The organism is Nitrobacter winogradskyi (assembly GCF_006539545.1).
GTDB classification, from domain to species: Bacteria; Pseudomonadota; Alphaproteobacteria; order Rhizobiales; family Xanthobacteraceae; genus Nitrobacter; species Nitrobacter winogradskyi_A.
This window is the reverse complement of sequence record NZ_BJNF01000031.1, coordinates 33,629-51,042: the sequence shown is the minus strand read 5'-3', so window position 1 is coordinate 51,042 and position 17,414 is coordinate 33,629. Positions and strand designations below refer to the sequence as shown.

The following is a 17,414-nucleotide window of genomic DNA, read 5'->3' as shown; positions in this document are numbered from 1 at the left end:
GAGCCCGCTTCTGATTCCATCAGAAGCGAAAGGGCTCTAGCGAGCAGCCGTCCGGAGACGTCGGAATAAACGACGGAATTGCCGATGTCGCGCCGGAAGGCGGGCGGCGGGTTTGCGGGAGCGCAGATCAGGATGAACGTTGATTCCGCCAATACCGCCTCCGGACTGAGCGGAGTTTTCGGCGGGATAACCACTGCCATCAGGCGAGCCGCCGAGGCCACGGGAGCGAGCTTCGAATACCTGCTCGCGACGGCGAAGATGGAATCCAATTTCAATCCTCATGCCGCCGCCGGCACGTCGTCCGCCAAGGGTCTCTATCAGTTCATCGAGCAGACCTGGCTCGGCACGGTGAAGGAGGCGGGGCCTGCGCTCGGCTTTACCGGCTATGCCGACGCGATCGGCAGATCGCCATCCGGTAGCTATTCCGTTGCTGATCCGGCGACCCGCGCCGCTATTCTCAAACTGCGTGATGACCCGGCTATCGCGTCGGCCATGGCCGGCGTGCTGACGAAGTCCAACAGTTTCAAGCTGACCGGCCTGATAGGCCGCCGTCCGACCGATAGCGAACTCTACATGGCGCATTTCATGGGTGTCAGCGGAGCGGCGAAACTGATCGCGAATGCCGAAAGCAATCCGCAAGCGTCCGGCGCGCTCCTGTTTCCGAACGCCGCCGCCGCCAACCGTCCGATCTTCTATGATCATAGTGGCCGTGCGCGCAGCGTGTCGGAAGTCTATGCGGATCTGGACCGGCGCTACGCCGTCGCCGCCAATTCGCCGGCGACTCGCATGGCCGCGGCGTCCGGGACGCAGTTCACGACGCCGTCTGATCGCGCGGCCTATCTGTCGCGCTTGCCCGACGTCGGCGGCGTCGTGCCGATCGCCGCATCGTCCTCAGGCGCGCCAAGCCAGCCGATGTTCCGTTCGCTGTTTCAGGTGGGCGAGCGTGCCCAGCCGGTGTCTCCGGTCGTTCAGGAATTGTGGGGCGCGCCATCCACCACGGCACAGAACCCATCCACTTCCGATCCGCGTCCGCCGTTCGATCTATTCAGCGACCGCAGCGGCGCTTATAGCGGGTAGGGGCGCAACTAATGAGGCGGAGTATCCAGGCATGAAGACCCTCGGAATTCTGCTGGCGCTCATCGTCGTTGGGATCATCGCCTATAAGGTGGCCTATCCAACGACGGTCTACCGATTTCGTATCACTGTTAATGTCGACACCCCGCGAGGACTGAAAACGGGTTCAAGCGTATTGGAAGTGCGGCATCGCACTTATCCGGCGTGGACCACGCTCGGTAACAACACGGGGGCAAGCACCTTAACGGGCGAGGCGGTGTTTGTTGATCTCGGTTCAAATCCCGACGGTAGGCCGTTAAATGTTGTCGCGTTGTTGGCGCAAGGGCAGCGGGCGCAACATGTAGATTTTGATCTGTTGCCAGGAATGACCTTCGTTTCACATTGGAAGGGTAAGTACAAACATTTTGGAACGCCTCGGGAAGTCTCGGAGCTGCCAGTCGGGACGCGTGCCGAAGTGCAGAGCAATCTCATTCCGACATTGGTAAGCTTCTCGAATCCAAGCGATCCGAACACAGCGCGTGTGGTGTCACCAAGCGACTTCGAGAGCGTTTTTGGCTCCGGCACACGATTGCGAAATGTAGAGATCGAGATCGTTTCCCCGGGAACATGGCCGCTGACGTTGATTGGCTTTAGCGGTGAGCCGGTAACGAGAGAATTAGAAAAAAAGCTCACGTGGATTTCTCATGTGACCGGATACTTGAATGGTCAATTTAGTTGCAACCCCTCCGCGGAAAGTTGTCTAAACGTAGGACATTTTCGGAGAAAATGATCGTGACAGTTTCAGATGATGTATTTCGCGAGATCTCGGGTTTCCATTTCTAATGAGCTACGGATTCTCCGGTCGATGCGATTGAGGCTGAAGGTCGCCCCTCCCATTAACGAAGTATCAACGAAGGCAAACGGTTATGGTGAACCCTTTGTTAAGCGTCATGGTTTATTTTCTGTGACCGACACCGTTTCGCGATGTCGGTGCGTAGGCCGGAAATACCATGATCGTTCGGCAATTCTTAAGCTGGGTACGGACTGCTCCCGCAGGCGAGCGGGCCGAAGCAACGCGAGCGCTAGCTCGCGCGTGGCTCATATCCGATCTGTCTGATGACGATCGCGCTGCCGCCGAGGGCGGGCTGCTATTGTTGCTCGATGACCCGTCTCCGCTGGTTCGTCGAGCGATGGCGGATGTCTTCGCGCGCAGCGTAAACGCGCCACCGGCCATCGTGCGGGCACTGTCGGTCGATCAGCCGTCGGTCGCTATTCCGATTCTCGAACATTCGCCGCTCCTGATCGATGCGGATATCGTCGACATCGTTGCGACCGGTAGCTGCGAGGTGCAGTGCGCCGTCGCACGCCGCGTTCGCGTGCCGGTGCCGGTCTGCGCAGCCATCGCCGAGGTCGGCTCGGCGGCGGCGGCCCTTGAGCTTATCGAGAATCCGGGCGCCGATCTCGCTCGGGCTTCATGGGATCGCATCGTCGAACGTCACGGTCATGTCCCGGTGATCCGGGAAGCGATGCTGGCGCTCGACGGTCTGCCCGCGGTCACGCGGCTCGCGCTGGCCGCAAAGCTTTCAGACTCGCTGGCGCGGTTCGTTGTCACGCGAGACTGGCTCGGCGCCGAGCGCGCCGGCCGCGCGGTCAGCGACGCCCGCGATCGCTCGATCGTCGATATCGTGGCGGGTGCGCGAGAGGACGAGATGACGTGTCTGGTCGCGCATCTGCGCGCCTCCGGTCAACTCACCGCCGGATTGATGTTGCGCGCGCTGCTGTCGGGAAATCGTGACCTGTTCCACCATGCGCTGGTGGATCTGTCCGGGCTGCCTTTAGGTCGCGTCACCGCGCTTGTTCACGATCGCGGCGGCGCGAGCCTGCCTGCGTTGCTGACGCGGGCAGGGCTGCCAGAATCCACGTTTTCAGCATTTTGCGCCGCGCTGGAAGCGCATGACGAGATTGGTTTCGTGGCGACGGTCGGTGGCGTGACGCGGCTGCGTCGCCGCATGGTCGAACGCGTGCTGACAGTTTGTGAAGCGGCGTCCGCCGGCATCTCGCAGCCTCTGCTGATTTTGTTGCGGCGTTTCGCGACTGAATCGGCGCGCGACGAGGCGCGTGTTTTTTGTGACGAGCTGGTAGCAGAGGCGGCCCGCGCGCCGATGATTGAAGAGGTGCCGGCTTGCGAGCAGGCGCTCCGCGATCTCGAAGTTTGCGAGGAGGTCTACGAACCTGTGCCAGCCATGGCGCTTTCAGGTGAAGTGGATATCAGCTCGCTTGAAGAAGACGCGTCAGATCAGGATGCCGGGGTCGTTTACCGTTTCGGCGAAGGGGTGAAGGCCTCCAGGCCGCGATTTCTCGACCGGCTGGCGCTCAAACCCAGGTTCGCCGAATACGAGCCGCGTGACGCCGAGCTTGACGATGCGACGTCTCTCGATGCCGAACCTTACCAAGGCTTGCCTTACCAAGCCATATCTTACCAAGCCTTGCCTCACGAGGCCTTGCCTTGCGAAGATGAACCTTGCGAAGATTGGCCTTACATCGTTTCGTCCTGTGAACCGGAGCGCGTCGAGCCGAGGTTTGACGAGTCGGCGTCTTACGATTCCTCGGACCGTGAGCCGGGCTTTGGCGAGCCAGGAAACGCTCCGCCAGCATATCGCGAACCGCTGCTCAGCGATCTGCTTGCGGCGGCGTAGTTCGTTCGCGCGCGCGAAGCTATCTGCGGCGGGCGTCCGGCGGAGAACACAATTCGCGGCCGTCTGCAGAAAGCGACCGGGCGCGCGCTATTCCGTCGGCGCAATGCTCGGTGCGAGAATGGCTTCAAGGTGTTCGGGACGGTCCTGATTGACGGCCGCGAGATATTCATCGGCGACGAGACGCAGTTTCCGGTTGATCTCCATCGCCATGGTCTCGGCGCCGGGGGCGGTATGCTCGCGCACGATCGCCTGGATCGCGTTGATGTGATAGGCGATCAGTTCGGCGGGCACCCGGTCGAGAGCCGGAGCATGTTCGATGATGCGGCAAAGGCTTTCGGCGCCGGCGGCGGCGAAGGGATACCCGAAGGTTGCGGCATCGCCCTTGATGTCATGCGCGGCTCGAAACAGTTCATCGCGCGCGGCCGGAGTAAATCCGTTATTGAGAATGGCCGCGTGGGCCACCACAAGGCGGTCTCGCTCGATCGCCATCCACCTGGAGAACTCGTCCGAAAGTCCGGCGAGCGCCTTTTCGGCGCACGCGATCGGATCCTCGAAGTTTTTCTCATCGACAAGTCGAACCGCGTTGCGCAGCCGATTGGGCGGAGTGATGACGTGATGGTCGGCGAATGCCTGAATGGACAGTTCGGAAGTGTCTTCCTTTTGCATGGCCGCGCTTTCCATAGCGTTTTCGAGCGGAGTGGAATCAGGTTCGCGTGAAGAAAAACGCGTCAAAATATAAAGATTCTATCCGGGAGCTCGAGCCTTATCCAGCAGCGACGGCTGCTGGATAACGTCGGGCTCCCTGGTGCCGCGACGCTCGGGGCCGATATAGGCGTTGCTGGTGTTGCGCCTGCGGTCCGGACCGAAATAGTTTTTGGTCTTGATGAAAGGGCGCGGCGAGACCACGACGTTCAGGATTCGTTGATAGAGGCCCTTGGCTGAAATCGGCTTCGCGAGAAACTCGGTGATGCCTGCATCGCGCGCGACCGTGACGCGCCGCTTCTCCGAATGCCCGGTCAGCATGATGATCGGGGCAAACGGGTTTCCTTTGGAGTCGGGCTGGCGGATCATCTGCGTCAGCTCGATCCCATCGAAGATCGGCATCGCCCAGTCGACGATGACGATGTCCGGAACATAATGAGTATACATCTCGAGCGCGGTGGCGCCGTCCTCGGCCTCGTAGACTTCCCGCGCGCCAAACGAATGCAGCAGCGTGCGCAGAATGCGGCGCATGTGCGCGTTGTCATCGCAGACGAGAAACCGCAGCTTGTTGAAGTCGATGCCGTACATGGCGCGGATCCGGTATACCTGCCGTTAACTATATGTCCTTGCCGTTAACGAATGGTTGCCGCTTCTGTCCCCCCGAGATCATCTGAAAATGAGGAGAGGGGGGTGCTCAGTATCCGAATTGCTCCCTGAGGATTCGTTCCTCAAGACTGTGGCCGGGATCGAACAGCATTCGCATCGAGATCGTCCTGTCGGACGAGACCTCGACGCGGCGCACGTTGCGAGCTTCGTCGTGATCGGCGACGGCGGCCACGGGACGCTTTTCGTGCTCAAGTGCCTCGATCGCGACGAGGGCGGTATCCGGCAGCAGCGCGCCGCGCCAGCGACGCGGACGGAACGGGCTGATCGGAGTAAGGGCAAGCAACGCCGCGTTGATCGGTAAAATCGGTCCCTGCGCCGACAGGTTGTAGGCGGTCGATCCGGCCGGCGTGGCAACCATGATGCCGTCGGCAACGAGTTCGGCCATGCGTTCACGCTCGTCGATCAGGATGCGCAGCCGCGCGGCCTGGTGGGTCTGGCGAAACAGCGACACTTCATTGATGGCGTGATGAATGTGGGTCGTACCGTGAATATCGGTCGCGCGCATCAGCAGCGGATGGATAACGGTGTCGGTCGCTGCGGCGAGGCGCGCATGGAGATCGTGCTGGCTGTATTCGTTCATCAGAAACCCGACCGTGCCGCGATGCATCCCGTAAATCGGCTTCCCCGACCGCATGTTCCGATGCAGGGTTTGCAGCATTAACCCGTCGCCGCCGAGCGCCACCAGCACATCGGCGTCCTCGGGATCGCGGTTGCCATAGGTCTTCACCAACTCCGTCAGCGCCTGCCGGGCTTCCGGGCTTGCGCCTCCGACGAAGGCGATGCGGTCATAGGGTCGGGATGAGGTCATGATCGTTCGCAAGCTTCGCGGCTGCCGGTCGCTTCCGGTTACGCCACAGTTATGAGCGGATACTTAACCGCGCTTTGCGGCGGCGTGTCGAGATTCCGATCCATTGATGGTTAGCGGGGAAGACGGCGCTCCGCCGGTGGCTTTTTGAGCGGCTGTTCATCCAGGTGGACGCAGGCCATCGTTGCGCTTCAGCGCTGCGTCACGAGACGCGATTCGCCGCAACCCGAACTTTTACGTCGATAAACGAAATGCGAATTTGATTTCGGCGGCGGACGGTTTAGTGCTTTCCGGAGGAAGACGAACCGGAAAGACGGGCGGGTGTTGGGGGCATCTACAAAATTCGTGGCGATCGCAGTTCTGGCGGCATCGCTCGCGGCCTGCATGACCGACAGCGGCGATCAGGGCCGTGGTCAGGGCGGCCTGGTCTATACCGATGATCGCGGCGTGGCCGATCAACCTTTTCCGGCCGATTATCGTACTCAGGTGCTCGCGTTTCTCAGAACCTACCTCAACAATCCCGCCGGCATTCGCGACGCCGAGATGGCCGAGCCGGTTCAGCGCACCGTCGGCGGCCGGCGGCGGTATGTGAACTGCCTGCGCTATAACGCCCGCGAGATCGACGGCAGCTATCGGGGCGTGGCGCAGCGGGCGATCGTGTACGTCGATGCGCGGCTCGATCGCATGATCGAGAAGACCGACGACCTCTGTGCCGGCGCGGTCTACGCCCCGTTCCCGGAGCTTGAGAAGCTGACGCGCTAGAGTCGTTCATTGCTTCATGGAAGCGGTGAACGACTCTAGCGTTTTGATTTGACGCGTTTTCTTTGCGCGAACCGGATTCCACTTCGCTCGAAAACGCTATAAGCGCCGGGTAGGCCGGGCATCCAGCCGGTTGATCACATTTTGGAGAGGCTGGAACCTTTTTCGTCCGCGTTTTCGCGGCCAAATTGTCCGCGCTTTTGCGGTGAAAGCGACGCACTGTTTTTCCTGACGGCAGTTCCTACATAGAAACAGCGCGTCGTAAGGTAGCACCGAGGCCGCCGCTCTGCCGTCCGGCAACCAAACTCGCGCCACGTTGTTTGTTCAGGTTGATTGAAATGATGATGGTATCCAACGAGAGGGAAAGTCCATCATGAAGAAATTGTTGCTTACGGCTGTTGCCGTTGCGGTATTGGCGACGCCGGCATTCTCGGCTGACATTGCGCCGCGACCTTATACAAAGGCGCCGGTGCCTTATACGCCGCCGCAGGCCGTCTACAACTGGACCGGCTTCTATATTGGCGGCCATCTCGGCGGCGCGTTCGGCGGCAATCTGGGTGGAAGCGATGGCCGCTTCCTCGGCGGCGTGCAGGGCGGCGCCGACTACCAGTTCGCGAACAACTGGGTGCTCGGCATCGAGGCCCAGCATAGCTGGCTCGCCAATTACAGAGAGAACGTGGCCTTTCCGGGCGGCAGCGTTGTGACCGGTGGCAACAGCGGGCTGGGCTCGGTGACCGGCCGGCTCGGCTATAGCTGGGGGCCGGCCCTTCTCTACGCCAAGGGCGGCTATGCGTTCAGGGACGGCGCGTTCGGTGTGACCGATGCAGCCGGTGCGCCGCAGGCTTTCACAACCAACGGCAACCGGAACAGCGGTTACACCGTCGGCGCGGGTCTCGAATACATGTTCGCGCCGAACTGGTCCGCCAAGGCGGAATACCAGTACTTCAATTTCGGCAGGACGACATTCGGCGCGGGTTCGCCGGCCGACGTTGTCGGAGCGAGCTTCCGCAACGACGAGCATACCGTGAAGGCCGGCGTGAACTATCGCTTCGGCTGGGGCGGGCCGCCGGCTCCTCAATATTGAGGATCGCCTCGCGGATCGTTCGACGGGGTTTGAATGACAAGGGCCGGCATCGCGCCGGCCTTTTAGTTGTGTGTGATGCGATCCGCTGTCCGACTGTGGATCAAACGTGGTCGATGCTCAGAAACAATGTCCACAGCGCGGCAGCAGCCGTGTCGATCACCACCTGTAGGAGATGCTTCCAGTGATGCGACGCCGGTCGCCGTAGAAGCATGAGTCTGAAGTCGAGCATGTCGCGACATAGATCGTGTCGGCGACGTTGATGAAATTGACCGCCGCCCGCCAACCGTCCCATTCATAATGAACCGCGAGATCGCCAAGGACCACCGACGGTACTGAAAGATTATTGGCAGTATTCGCAAACGACGATCCGACGTATCGAACACCGCCTCCCAGGCCGAAACCGCTCCACGGTCCTTCGCGGAAGGTGTAGTCAGTCCACAGCGACGCGAGCTGGCGCGGCGTGCTGGTCGGCACCGTTCCGATCAGCGCCGTGTCCAGGTCCCTGCTCACGAAGAGATCCAAATTGGTATAGCTGGCCATAATCTTGAAATCGCGCGTGATGTTGGCAAGGGCCTCCAGTTCCAAACCGCGTGAGGTGACCTCGCCGTTCTGGATCGATAGCTGTGGATTGTTCGGATCGGTAGTCAGCACGTTCCTGCGTTTCAGATCGAATAGCGCAACGCCGAAGCGAGCGTCGAGCCCCGCAGGCTGATACTTCAATCCAATTTCCGCTTGCTGCGCGGTTTCGGGCAGGAAGAGATTTCCCGTGGCGAAATTGATGCCGACGACCGGATTGTAACTGGTTGCATACGAAGCGTAAGGAGCCAGGCCGAAGTCAAAGTTATATATAATGCCTCCGCGACCGGTAAACCTGCTGTCGTTTCTGGTCTGATATGACCGGGCAAGATCGTTATCGACCGTGCCGACCCAATCGTTGCGTCCCGACACAACGAGCGTCAGGCGATCGATCTTGATCTGATCCTGAAGGTAAACCGCGATCTGATTCTGAGTCACATTCGCATCGCGATATGGCGCGCCGCTGAATGGTGCGGTCGGAGAGTAGACAGGATTGACCAGGTTTATGGGCGGGCCATCTTCATAGCCCTGCCAATCAGCGAGGGTGAAGTGTCTCAAGTCGAACCCGGCGAGAACCTTATGAGACGCCGGGCCGGTTGCGAACCGGTACTCGAACTGACTGTCCATATTGGCCTGGTTGGCTTTGCTGCGTACCAAGAAGTTACCTCGATAAAGGTCTGCGGCAGCGGGCGTGGTTAAATATCCGCCCCCGTACAATGTCGCATTATAAACGTCCACATACCCATAACGGGCATTCTGCCGGAACGTCGCATTCTCCGAAAGATGCTTCTCGAATTGATAGCCGATCATCACCTGATCGCGGAGTTGCTTATCCATGCTTGGTTCGCTGGCGAACAGGCTGGTGGGTATCCGGCCGAATGGGGCATTCACGACCGTACCGACATAGGGAAGAAAGTTCAGGCCGCGCGTCATGCTGCGTGACGCCTGAGCGTAGACCGTCAGTCGCGTATCGATGTCCGGCATCCATGTCAGCGACGGCTGGAGGAAATAATTATCGTCGTTGATGAAGTCGACCTGCGTGCCGCCGCGACGGAACTGACCGACCATCCGATAGAAGAGTTTTCCATCGTTTCCATCATTTAGAGCGTCGCCAATATCGAACTGGGTGTAGGCATTGCCGAAGTTATTGACGCCGGCCTCGATATAGTGGACGGGCTCCGCGCGAGCGAACCTGCTGACGGCGTTCACGATGCCGCCAGGACCGGACCCGCCGTAAAGGATGGCCGAGGGGCCGCGCAGAACCTCGACGCGATCCATACCGAACGGTTGGAGTTTCCACGTCGCGAACGACATGGACGACAACTGCAAGCCGTCCAGAAACGTACTTTGTTGCTGTACCTGGAACCCGCGGATTTGAAACCAGTCACTGCGGGGATCACTGCCAGCAGTGCCTCCGAAAACGCCGGCAGTATAGCGTAGCGTCTCGTCGAGCTTGGCGATGACATTCTGATCCCGAATCTGCTCCGCGCCGATCACCGACACGGACTGCGGCGTCTCCAGGATCGGCGTATCGGTCTTGGTGCCTGCCATGCTCCGATTGGCGACATAACCGTTAACAGGGCCCAGTGGGCTCTCACCCTGAATATCGATCGTGTCGAGTGCGATCGCACCGGCGGGAGCGGCGCCCGTGGCGGAAGCGCCCGGTCCAACGATGGTGATCGCGTTCGGGCCGGTCGCCCGCGCGACCAGGCCGGTGCCGTTCAGGATCGCCGACAGCGCTTGGTGTGCTGTCAGCGCGCCTTGCGCGCCGCGCGTCGTCTTGCCTCGCGCAATCGACGCATCGAACAGAACCTGCATTCCCGTCTGCGCGGCCAACTGGTTCAGGGCTGATGTCAGCGGCCCGGCGGGGATGGATATCGTGCGCGCCGCGGACGATGCCGGCGCATTTTGCGCGGTCGCCGGCACGGTGAAACATGTCGCCAGCAGCGTGGCGCTCAACAGAAGCGACCGGGTTCGTAGCCGGATCGGTGATTGCCGCTGTCGCCCCGTTCTTTCCGCCGCCATCGAACTTGTCCCCAAATCGCCGCCGCTCCGCCGGGATGGCAGACAGTCAGCCGTTCATTGAGGTGACGAATGAAGCAGAGGCTTTGGGACTCCGGACGATGAGAAAGCAACTTGGAAGGGTTCAAGTCTTGATGAGAGCGCTGTGTGGCATCATCGCCGATGACCAGCTGGCGACGAGGACAGGAGGTGGCGCGGCAACCCCTCCGCCGTCATGCCCGGCCGTAGCCGTTCGAGGAACGGCGTCGCTTCGCTCACCTGTGTGCCGGGTATCCACGTCTTTGGAATTTCAACGAAGAAAGACGTGGATGGCCGGGACAAGCCCGGCCATGATGAAGAAAAGAAAGGATGTACAACGCGGGTTAAGCCCGCGTGTGACGATGAGGAGGAGGGATGTACTTCACCCCCGCAGCAGGATCAGCGGACCCATCTGGATCACGCTCAGACCCAGAGACTCGCGCAAAAGCGCCAGCGCCGCGTCGGTATCGGTGACGGTAAACGTACCGCTGACGCGGCGGGTGGCAAGGTCCGAATTCGATATGATGATGCGCCCCGCGAAATGGCGGCCGATCTCGGCCACGACATCGGCCACCAGCGCGTTGTCCACCACCAGTTGGCCCCGGCGCCACGCGAGCACGGCATGCGTGTCGGCCTGTCGAACATCCTTCACCTTGCCGTCAGCGTCATAGACGGCCTGCTGGCCCTCGTTCACACGGACCTCAGGCTCGGCGTGCGTATGAGGAGTGACCGATACAGCATGTTCGGTCACCGTCACCTCGGTTGAGTTCTGACCCAGCCGGATATCGAAGGCGGTGCCGAGCGCGGTCGTTCGTCCGCCGTTCGCCTCGACAACGAACGGGCGGTTCGCATCCTTCGCGACCTGGAAGAATGCCTGACCGCGCAGCAGCGTGACCGTGCGCGTTTCCGCCGTAAATCGGTAGGAAATCGCGGAAAAGGCGTTGAGCTGGATGGTCGTGCCATCAGCCAGTTGGATTGTCGGCATCTCTCCCGTGCCCGATATGGCGTTGGCCAGAAGCCGCATCGGGCCATCGGAATAGAAGAAGGCGCCGCCCGCGAGCGCCGCGCCCAGAATCGCGACCGCAAGGGTCTTGGCGATGCGCGGACGCGGTTTGACCTTGAAATTCCGCAGGGCCGGATCGTTCAACATGGCCGTGCGCGCTTCGCCCATCAGCCGCTGGGCCGCCTCGTAAGCCGTTCTGTTGTCCTCGCCGCGGTCGAGCCACTCCTCAAACGCACGGCTTTCGTGCGCGCTTTGATTGATGTCACGATTCTTGAGCACCCAGGCTGCGGCTTCTTCGTGTCGTTTGCGGCTTGCCTGCGCGGATTGGTCGGCTGTCATCGCGACTCCTGATCGCTTCTCACCCATTAAGGAGACGAGTGAATCCTCTTGAGAAGGACTCTTACTCGATACCAAGCAGGCGATCGAGGCAATGCGCGAGTGCCCGCCGAAGGTGGCGGTCGACCATGTTTCGCGAGATATTCAGCTTTCGCGCGATCTGGTCGGGCTCCAGCCGGTGGAGGCGATGCAGGATGAAAATGGCGCGCCGGCGCGCGGGAAGCTCGGTAATGGCCTCACGCAAGACCGCAAGGCGGGCTTCGACATCGAGGCCGTAATCGGGAGCCGCCGTTTCCGCGGGCACGGCCAAAGCCTCAGCCTCGGTGCCTGAAAAGAGATGCTGCTCCAGCCGGGCGCGACGCATCCGGTCGATGCCGAGATTGATCGCCGAGCGGCACAGGAAGCCGCACAGCGAGCGCTTGCCCTTCAAAGCGTCGGGCTGCTCGGCGAGCTTGATGTAGAGGTCGTGGACGATGTCCGAGACGAGGCCCCGCGCGCAGCCGCGCCGCAGCACCGCCGCCTTGATGTCGGCGTAATGCGCTTCGATGGCGCGATCCAGGAGGTTGTCGCTGTCGAGAATGCTGACCGGCGCCACGCTACGATTCCTGTTCGAGTAGGCAGGCATATACAGAGACAATTAACCCGCAGCGCAAGCTCCCAACTTTAGATCGCATCTAAACCTCATCCCCATTCGATGAGGGAAGGGATAAGGTGCTCTGGCCAAGGCGGCAGGGAATTCGGATCTTCAATCCCGGCCAGCGTTCTGGACGGGCTTGCAATGGTGGAGAAGCCGCACTTTGCTGTCCGCGAGGGTGGGCGTCCCATCGCAACAGGTACCGTTGCTTCGATCCTGGAATGATCGAAGCGGAGTGGCGTAGCGTAGCGTTCTGTCGGGGGAGTTCAACTGGCTATCTGGCAGGAGTGGCAGGGCTCGAACCTGCGACCCCCGGTTTTGGAGACCGGTGCTCTACCAATTGAGCTACACTCCTAGTGGATGCTTCTATAGCGAACGTAAAACGCCCCGTCAGCCCCAAAATGCATCGAAGCGACTTCTGAAAAGCGCGCGGGAGGCAGTGAGTAGAAGTTCCTCATCCTGATCCGCCATTCATGGGGGCAGACGCGGCCAAGCCGTACTCTTGACCTTTTCAGCCGCCGGCAGTAGATAGCGGCACCTGCTGTCGGCCCGATTTGACGGATATCCGACGCGGCCCTGAATTCCCGGACAGTCCAGCCCGTTGGGCGGCTACCCTCCAGATAGAGGGTTGGGCGCGCGAGAGAGGCTGTCCGGATTCTGCGAAACCAGACCGGCACAAAACGAACGCGGATCATCAACGATGGCTTTCAGCCCGTTCAAATTCCTGCAGGAAGTGCGCACGGAAACCGCGAAGGTCACCTGGCCGTCCCGCCGCGAAACAACGGTGACGACGATCATGGTGTTCGTGATGGTGGCGCTGGCGTCGATCTTCTTCTTCTTCACGGATCAGATTATCCGCGTTTTCATCACGTTCGTACTCGGTCTTCATTGACAGCACGAATGACGCGCACGGACTGAACAATGAGCATGCGCTGGTATATCGTCCACGCCTATTCGAACTTCGAAAAGAAGGTCTCGGAATCGATTCGGGAGCAGGCCAAGCAGCGGGGGCTCGAGGATCTCTTCGAGCAGGTGCTGGTGCCGACCGAGAAGGTCACGGAAGTCCGGCGCGGCCGCAAGGTCGATACCGAGCGGAAGTTCTTCCCGGGCTACGTGCTGGTGAAGATGAACCTTACCGACGAAGCGTTCCATCTCATCAAGAATACCCCGAAAGTCACCGGCTTCCTCGGCGCTGAAAACAAGCCGATGCCGATATCGGAAGCCGAGGCCATGCATATCCTGCATCAGGTGCAGGAAGGGGTGGAGCGGCCCAAGGCGTCGGTCTCCTTCGAGGTGGGCGAGAATGTCCGCGTGGCGGACGGCCCGTTCGCCTCATTCTCCGGCGTCGTGGAGGAAGTCGACGAGGCGCGCTCGCGCCTAAAAGTCGCGGTGTCGATTTTTGGTCGCGCAACGCCAGTCGAGCTGGAATTCGGTCAGGTCGAAAAGGTTTAGGGCGTTTTCGAGCGAAGTGGACGCCGGTTCGCGTAAAGAAAACGCGACAGAACAAGATCATAGAGCCTGCTTCTGATTCTATCAGCGGAAAGGCTCTACCGTGATGCCGGGCCCCGTGCCGGGCATCCACGTCTTTCGGCGTGGAGCGGTTGTGGAGACGTGGGTGGTCGGGACAAGCCGGGCCATCACGTGCGGAAGGGTTTTCCGCGGAGAGTCGTGGGAGGTGAGGGCGGTTGCCAGCCGCTTGAGCCGTGACCACAAACAGGAGTGACGCATGGCAAAGAAAGTGACCGGATACCTGAAATTGCAGGTGCCGGCCGGTGCGGCGAACCCCTCGCCACCGATCGGTCCCGCGCTTGGTCAGCGCGGTCTCAATATCATGGAGTTCTGCAAGGCCTTCAACGCGCAGACCCAGAAGGAAGAAAAGAACACGCCGATTCCGGTCGTGATTACAATCTACGCGGATCGTTCCTTCACTTTCGAGATGAAGACCCCGCCGATGGCCTACTTCCTCAAGCAGGCTGCGAAGATCCAGTCAGGCTCCAAGGCGCCGGGCCGCGATTCCGCTGGCACCCTGACCAGGGCGCAGGTGCGTGAGATCGCCGAGAAGAAGATGAAGGATCTCAATTGCGACACCGTCGAAGCGGCCATGAGCATGGTCGAGGGCTCCGCCCGTTCGATGGGCCTTCAGGTGGCGGAGTAACGAACCATGGCAACCGGAAAGCGTTTGAAGAAATCCCGCGAGGGGATTGATAGAAATAAGCTTTATCCAATCGCGGAAGCGATCGGGATGGTCAAGGAGCGCGCCACTTCGAAGTTCGATGAGACGATCGAGATTGCGATGAACCTCGGCGTCGATCCGCGTCACGCCGACCAGATGGTGCGCGGCGTCGTCACGCTGCCGAACGGTACTGGCCGCACGCTGCGCGTCGGCGTGTTCGCGCGCGGCGCCAAGGCCGAGGAAGCCAAGGCCGCCGGCGCCGATGTGGTGGGCGCGGAAGATCTGGTTGAGATCGTGCAGGGCGGTACGATCGCATTCGATCGTTGCATCGCCACGCCGGACATGATGCCGTTGGTCGGCCGCCTCGGTAAGGTGCTTGGTCCGCGCGGCATGATGCCGAATCCGAAAATCGGTACCGTGACGATGGATGTCGCTGGCGCCGTCAAGGGCGCCAAGGGCGGATCGGTCGAGTTCCGGGTCGAGAAGGCGGGTATCGTGCAAGCCGGGATCGGCAAGGCCTCTTTCTCCGCGGAGAAGCTGGTCGAGAACGTCAAGGCGTTGGCGGACGCGGTGGCGAAGGCCAAGCCGGCCGGAGCCAAGGGCACTTACGTCCAGCGCATCGCGGTGTCCTCCACGATGGGCCCGGGCGTCAAGGTTGAGCCGGGAACCGTGCTCGGCTGAGATCGGGTGGGTGAGACAATCGAAGCGGGTTCGGAGTTTCCGGGCCCGTTTTGACGTTTTTTGATCGCGCAGGTGAAGTCGGTTCCTGTTGGCGCCGTTGTGCGGGAGGACGCGTGCTTGTTCGAAGCTGGCCGGAAAATTGCATGATTTAGGGCTTGGCAACGCGGCAAAGATTGGTTAAACACCGCGCTCCGGATGCGTGGACTTCTGTTCGCGCTTTCGCGTTCGCTTTCCAAAACCCAACAAGACAGGAGAACCTTGTACCTTCCCCATGGCCATTTCGTATGGTTCGGGAGGGCGGGGCGCCAGTCTGTTGGTTAGTGCGAACGGGGGTCTTCGGACCGTTCCTGGGGACTATTCCCGGGAATGGTGTTGATGATCCCGTCCTGTCCGAGACTGCAGGCGCCGGCGGCAAACAAGCGTTTGTTCAATGGCTTAATTCTATGGCCTGCATAGATGGGTGAAAACCGGATTTCGCTTTTCGTGCCGTGAGCGGAAAGCAGTGGATTGGGTTCGAACCTCGACCCCGGTGCCAAATGGCCGTCAGGCCGTGGGAGCCGGGAGGGCAGGCTGCTGAATGTCGTCACGTCCGACGGTCTTGAGACGGTTGTCTCGGGATCCGGTGGGGCGGGTCGACGGGTGTAACCCGGTGTCTTTGCCTTGGATGTCCTTGCCTTGGGCGTCCTTGCCTTGGCGAAGCCACCAAATGGAAAGAGCTTGCTGTGGAACGAGCGGCAAAAAAAGAAGCGGTCGAACAGCTCAACGAGACTTTCAGTACGACGGGCGTCGCGATCGTTGCTCATTATTCCGGTCTCACCGTGGCTCAAATGCAGACCCTGCGCAAGCAGATGAAGCAGGCGGGCGCCTCGGTGAAGGTCTCGAAGAACCGTCTCGCCAAGATCGCTCTTGAAGGCACGGACGTCGTTGCCATCGGCTCCCTTTTGAAGGGGCCGACCGTGATCGCGACTTCCAGCGATCCGGTGGCGGCGCCGAAGGTCGCTGTCGAATTCGCCAAGACGAACGAGAATTTCGTCGTTCTTGGCGGCTCGATGGGAAAAACCGTCCTGGACGTTGATGGAGTGAAGGCTTTGGCCTCGCTGCCGTCCCTCGATGAACTGCGTGGCAAGCTTGTCGGCCTCCTGGTGGCGCCGGCGACCAAGATCGCCCAGCTCTCGACGGCGCCCGCGGCCAAGCTCGCGCGCGTTGTCCAGGCCTATGCCTCAAAGGACGAAGCGGCGTAAGGCTCTTCGCAAGTCAAATCTGGTTCGAACCGAATACGTTAAAGGAATATATCGATGGCTGATCTGCAGAAGATTGTTGACGACCTCTCGGCGCTGACCGTGCTCGAAGCTGCCGAACTGGCGAAGCTGCTCGAAGAGAAGTGGGGCGTGTCGGCGGCCGCTGCGGTGGCTGTGGCTGCTGCGCCGGGCGCCGGCGGTGGCGCTCCGGCCGCCGAAGAGAAGACCGAGTTCACCGTCGTGCTCGCGGCCGCGGGCGACAAGAAGATCGAGGTCATCAAGGAAGTTCGCGCCATCACCGGGCTCGGCCTCAAGGAAGCCAAGGATTTGGTCGAAGGTGCGCCCAAGCCGGTCAAGGAAGGCGTTGCCAAGGACGAGGCCGAGAAGATCAAGGCTCAGCTTGAGAAGGCTGGCGGCAAGGTTGAACTCAAGTAACTGCGGGAGGTTACCTGCGTCATTGAGACCTCGGTCTTGGCGCACCAGGGCGAGAGCCGGAGACTGCCAAGTTAGGTGGAATCGCTGGGGCAAGTCTTATGTGAGGCCGGCAAAGCCAGCCATGATGCAGGTGATATGAGCGGTATTTCCTTGGCGGGCGCGATTCCATCGCACTCGCCAGGGTGCAACCTGGGGTCTATATCTTACTGGTTGTACACGGAAAGTTGGTTGTACACAGAAAAGTGTGGGAATTCAGGAGAATTACCCCTCGAATCTCCACGATTGCCATCTCATATCGGGATGGCAGCACGAAAAGCGCAGCGGATGCGGGAACGGCGGCGTTCTCCCATAAGCTGTTGGGAGAGCAGCAATTTCGGGCTTTTTGGTCCGCTTGGTTATGATTTTGACGGGCGAGGTGTAGCCATGCACCCCGCGCGTCGTTTTGCGTTCTGCGAGCCCTGCGTTCCTGATCAGGATTGAAGTCCTGATATTTGCGTTCCGCTCTCAAGAGCGTTCCGAGATTCACCCCCGGG

At 60.6% G+C, this 17,414-nt stretch carries 17 protein-coding genes and 1 tRNA gene; 11 read left to right on the top strand and 7 right to left on the bottom strand.

Annotated features, from left to right (window positions below; genetic code table 11):
• Nucleotides 1–132: 132 nt before the first annotated feature.
• The 3 genes from NWI01_RS07390 to NWI01_RS07380 all read left to right on the top strand — a co-directional run bounded on the left by NWI01_RS07390 (nucleotide 133) and on the right by NWI01_RS07380 (nucleotide 3,749).
• Nucleotides 133–1,077 (top strand): transglycosylase SLT domain-containing protein, encoded by a 945-nt coding sequence (locus NWI01_RS07390; RefSeq protein WP_141383246.1) that lies wholly within the window; start codon nucleotides 133–135, stop codon nucleotides 1,075–1,077.
• Between the two features lie 31 nt (nucleotides 1,078–1,108).
• Entirely contained in the window at nucleotides 1,109–1,843 is a 735-nt protein-coding gene (locus NWI01_RS07385) for a hypothetical protein (protein ID WP_141383245.1), read from the top strand.
• Between the two features lie 400 nt (nucleotides 1,844–2,243).
• The gene (locus NWI01_RS07380; RefSeq protein WP_375782171.1) at nucleotides 2,244–3,749 is read left to right on the top strand and encodes a DUF2336 domain-containing protein; all 1,506 of its coding nucleotides are present in this window, start codon (nucleotides 2,244–2,246) and stop codon (nucleotides 3,747–3,749) included.
• 87 nt (nucleotides 3,750–3,836) lie between these two features.
• Here the strand turns inward: NWI01_RS07380 and NWI01_RS07375 are convergent, their stop codons facing one another.
• The 3 genes from NWI01_RS07375 to NWI01_RS07365 all read right to left on the bottom strand — a co-directional run bounded on the left by NWI01_RS07375 (nucleotide 3,837) and on the right by NWI01_RS07365 (nucleotide 5,925).
• Nucleotides 3,837–4,415: an Hpt domain-containing protein gene (locus NWI01_RS07375; protein ID WP_141383243.1), complete on the bottom strand. Its 579-nt coding sequence runs from the start codon at nucleotides 4,413–4,415 to the stop codon at nucleotides 3,837–3,839.
• Nucleotides 4,416–4,493: 78 nt separating this feature from the next.
• On the bottom strand, nucleotides 4,494–5,039 hold the full coding sequence (locus NWI01_RS07370; RefSeq protein WP_141383242.1) for a response regulator: 546 nt from the start codon (nucleotides 5,037–5,039) through the stop codon (nucleotides 4,494–4,496).
• A gap of 106 nt (nucleotides 5,040–5,145) precedes the next feature.
• Nucleotides 5,146–5,925: an NAD kinase gene (locus tag NWI01_RS07365; RefSeq protein WP_141383241.1), complete on the bottom strand. Its 780-nt coding sequence runs from the start codon at nucleotides 5,923–5,925 to the stop codon at nucleotides 5,146–5,148.
• A gap of 318 nt (nucleotides 5,926–6,243) precedes the next feature.
• On the opposite strand from NWI01_RS07365, the gene NWI01_RS07360 reads away from it, so the two are divergent.
• Nucleotides 6,244–6,684, top strand: a complete 441-nt coding sequence (locus NWI01_RS07360) for a hypothetical protein (RefSeq protein WP_244613686.1) — start codon at nucleotides 6,244–6,246, stop codon at nucleotides 6,682–6,684.
• Between the two features lie 370 nt (nucleotides 6,685–7,054).
• The gene (locus NWI01_RS07355) at nucleotides 7,055–7,765 is read left to right on the top strand and encodes an outer membrane protein (RefSeq protein WP_141383239.1); all 711 of its coding nucleotides are present in this window, start codon (nucleotides 7,055–7,057) and stop codon (nucleotides 7,763–7,765) included.
• A 156-nt stretch (nucleotides 7,766–7,921) separates the two neighbouring features.
• On the opposite strand, the gene NWI01_RS07350 is transcribed toward NWI01_RS07355, so the two are convergent.
• The 4 genes from NWI01_RS07350 to NWI01_RS07335 all read right to left on the bottom strand — a co-directional run bounded on the left by NWI01_RS07350 (nucleotide 7,922) and on the right by NWI01_RS07335 (nucleotide 12,709).
• Nucleotides 7,922–10,366 carry a TonB-dependent siderophore receptor gene (locus tag NWI01_RS07350; RefSeq protein WP_141383238.1) on the bottom strand — a complete coding sequence of 815 codons (2,445 nt, stop codon included), beginning with the start codon at nucleotides 10,364–10,366 and terminating at the stop codon, nucleotides 7,922–7,924.
• Nucleotides 10,367–10,763: 397 nt separating this feature from the next.
• The gene (locus tag NWI01_RS07345) at nucleotides 10,764–11,723 is read right to left on the bottom strand and encodes a FecR family protein (RefSeq protein ID WP_141383237.1); all 960 of its coding nucleotides are present in this window, start codon (nucleotides 11,721–11,723) and stop codon (nucleotides 10,764–10,766) included.
• Between the two features lie 61 nt (nucleotides 11,724–11,784).
• A complete protein-coding gene (locus NWI01_RS07340; RefSeq protein ID WP_141383236.1) occupies nucleotides 11,785–12,345 on the bottom strand; it encodes an RNA polymerase sigma factor in 561 nt (186 codons plus the stop codon).
• Nucleotides 12,346–12,633: 288 nt separating this feature from the next.
• Nucleotides 12,634–12,709, bottom strand: a tRNA-Trp gene (locus tag NWI01_RS07335).
• A gap of 345 nt (nucleotides 12,710–13,054) precedes the next feature.
• Between NWI01_RS07335 and secE the strand changes: the two genes are divergently transcribed.
• The 6 genes from secE to rplL all read left to right on the top strand — a co-directional run bounded on the left by secE (nucleotide 13,055) and on the right by rplL (nucleotide 16,881).
• On the top strand, nucleotides 13,055–13,246 hold the full coding sequence (gene secE / locus NWI01_RS07330) for a preprotein translocase subunit SecE (RefSeq protein ID WP_011314623.1): 192 nt from the start codon (nucleotides 13,055–13,057) through the stop codon (nucleotides 13,244–13,246).
• 29 nt (nucleotides 13,247–13,275) lie between these two features.
• Nucleotides 13,276–13,806, top strand: a complete 531-nt coding sequence (gene nusG, locus NWI01_RS07325) for a transcription termination/antitermination protein NusG (RefSeq protein ID WP_141383235.1) — start codon at nucleotides 13,276–13,278, stop codon at nucleotides 13,804–13,806.
• A gap of 274 nt (nucleotides 13,807–14,080) precedes the next feature.
• Nucleotides 14,081–14,509 carry a 50S ribosomal protein L11 gene (rplK, locus tag NWI01_RS07320; RefSeq protein ID WP_141383234.1) on the top strand — a complete coding sequence of 143 codons (429 nt, stop codon included), beginning with the start codon at nucleotides 14,081–14,083 and terminating at the stop codon, nucleotides 14,507–14,509.
• A gap of 6 nt (nucleotides 14,510–14,515) precedes the next feature.
• Entirely contained in the window at nucleotides 14,516–15,208 is a 693-nt protein-coding gene (gene rplA, locus NWI01_RS07315) for a 50S ribosomal protein L1 (protein ID WP_141383233.1), read from the top strand.
• Between the two features lie 722 nt (nucleotides 15,209–15,930).
• Entirely contained in the window at nucleotides 15,931–16,449 is a 519-nt protein-coding gene (gene rplJ / locus NWI01_RS07310; protein ID WP_141383232.1) for a 50S ribosomal protein L10, read from the top strand.
• 54 nt (nucleotides 16,450–16,503) lie between these two features.
• Entirely contained in the window at nucleotides 16,504–16,881 is a 378-nt protein-coding gene (gene rplL / locus NWI01_RS07305; RefSeq protein ID WP_011314628.1) for a 50S ribosomal protein L7/L12, read from the top strand.
• Nucleotides 16,882–17,414 lie beyond the last annotated feature (533 nt).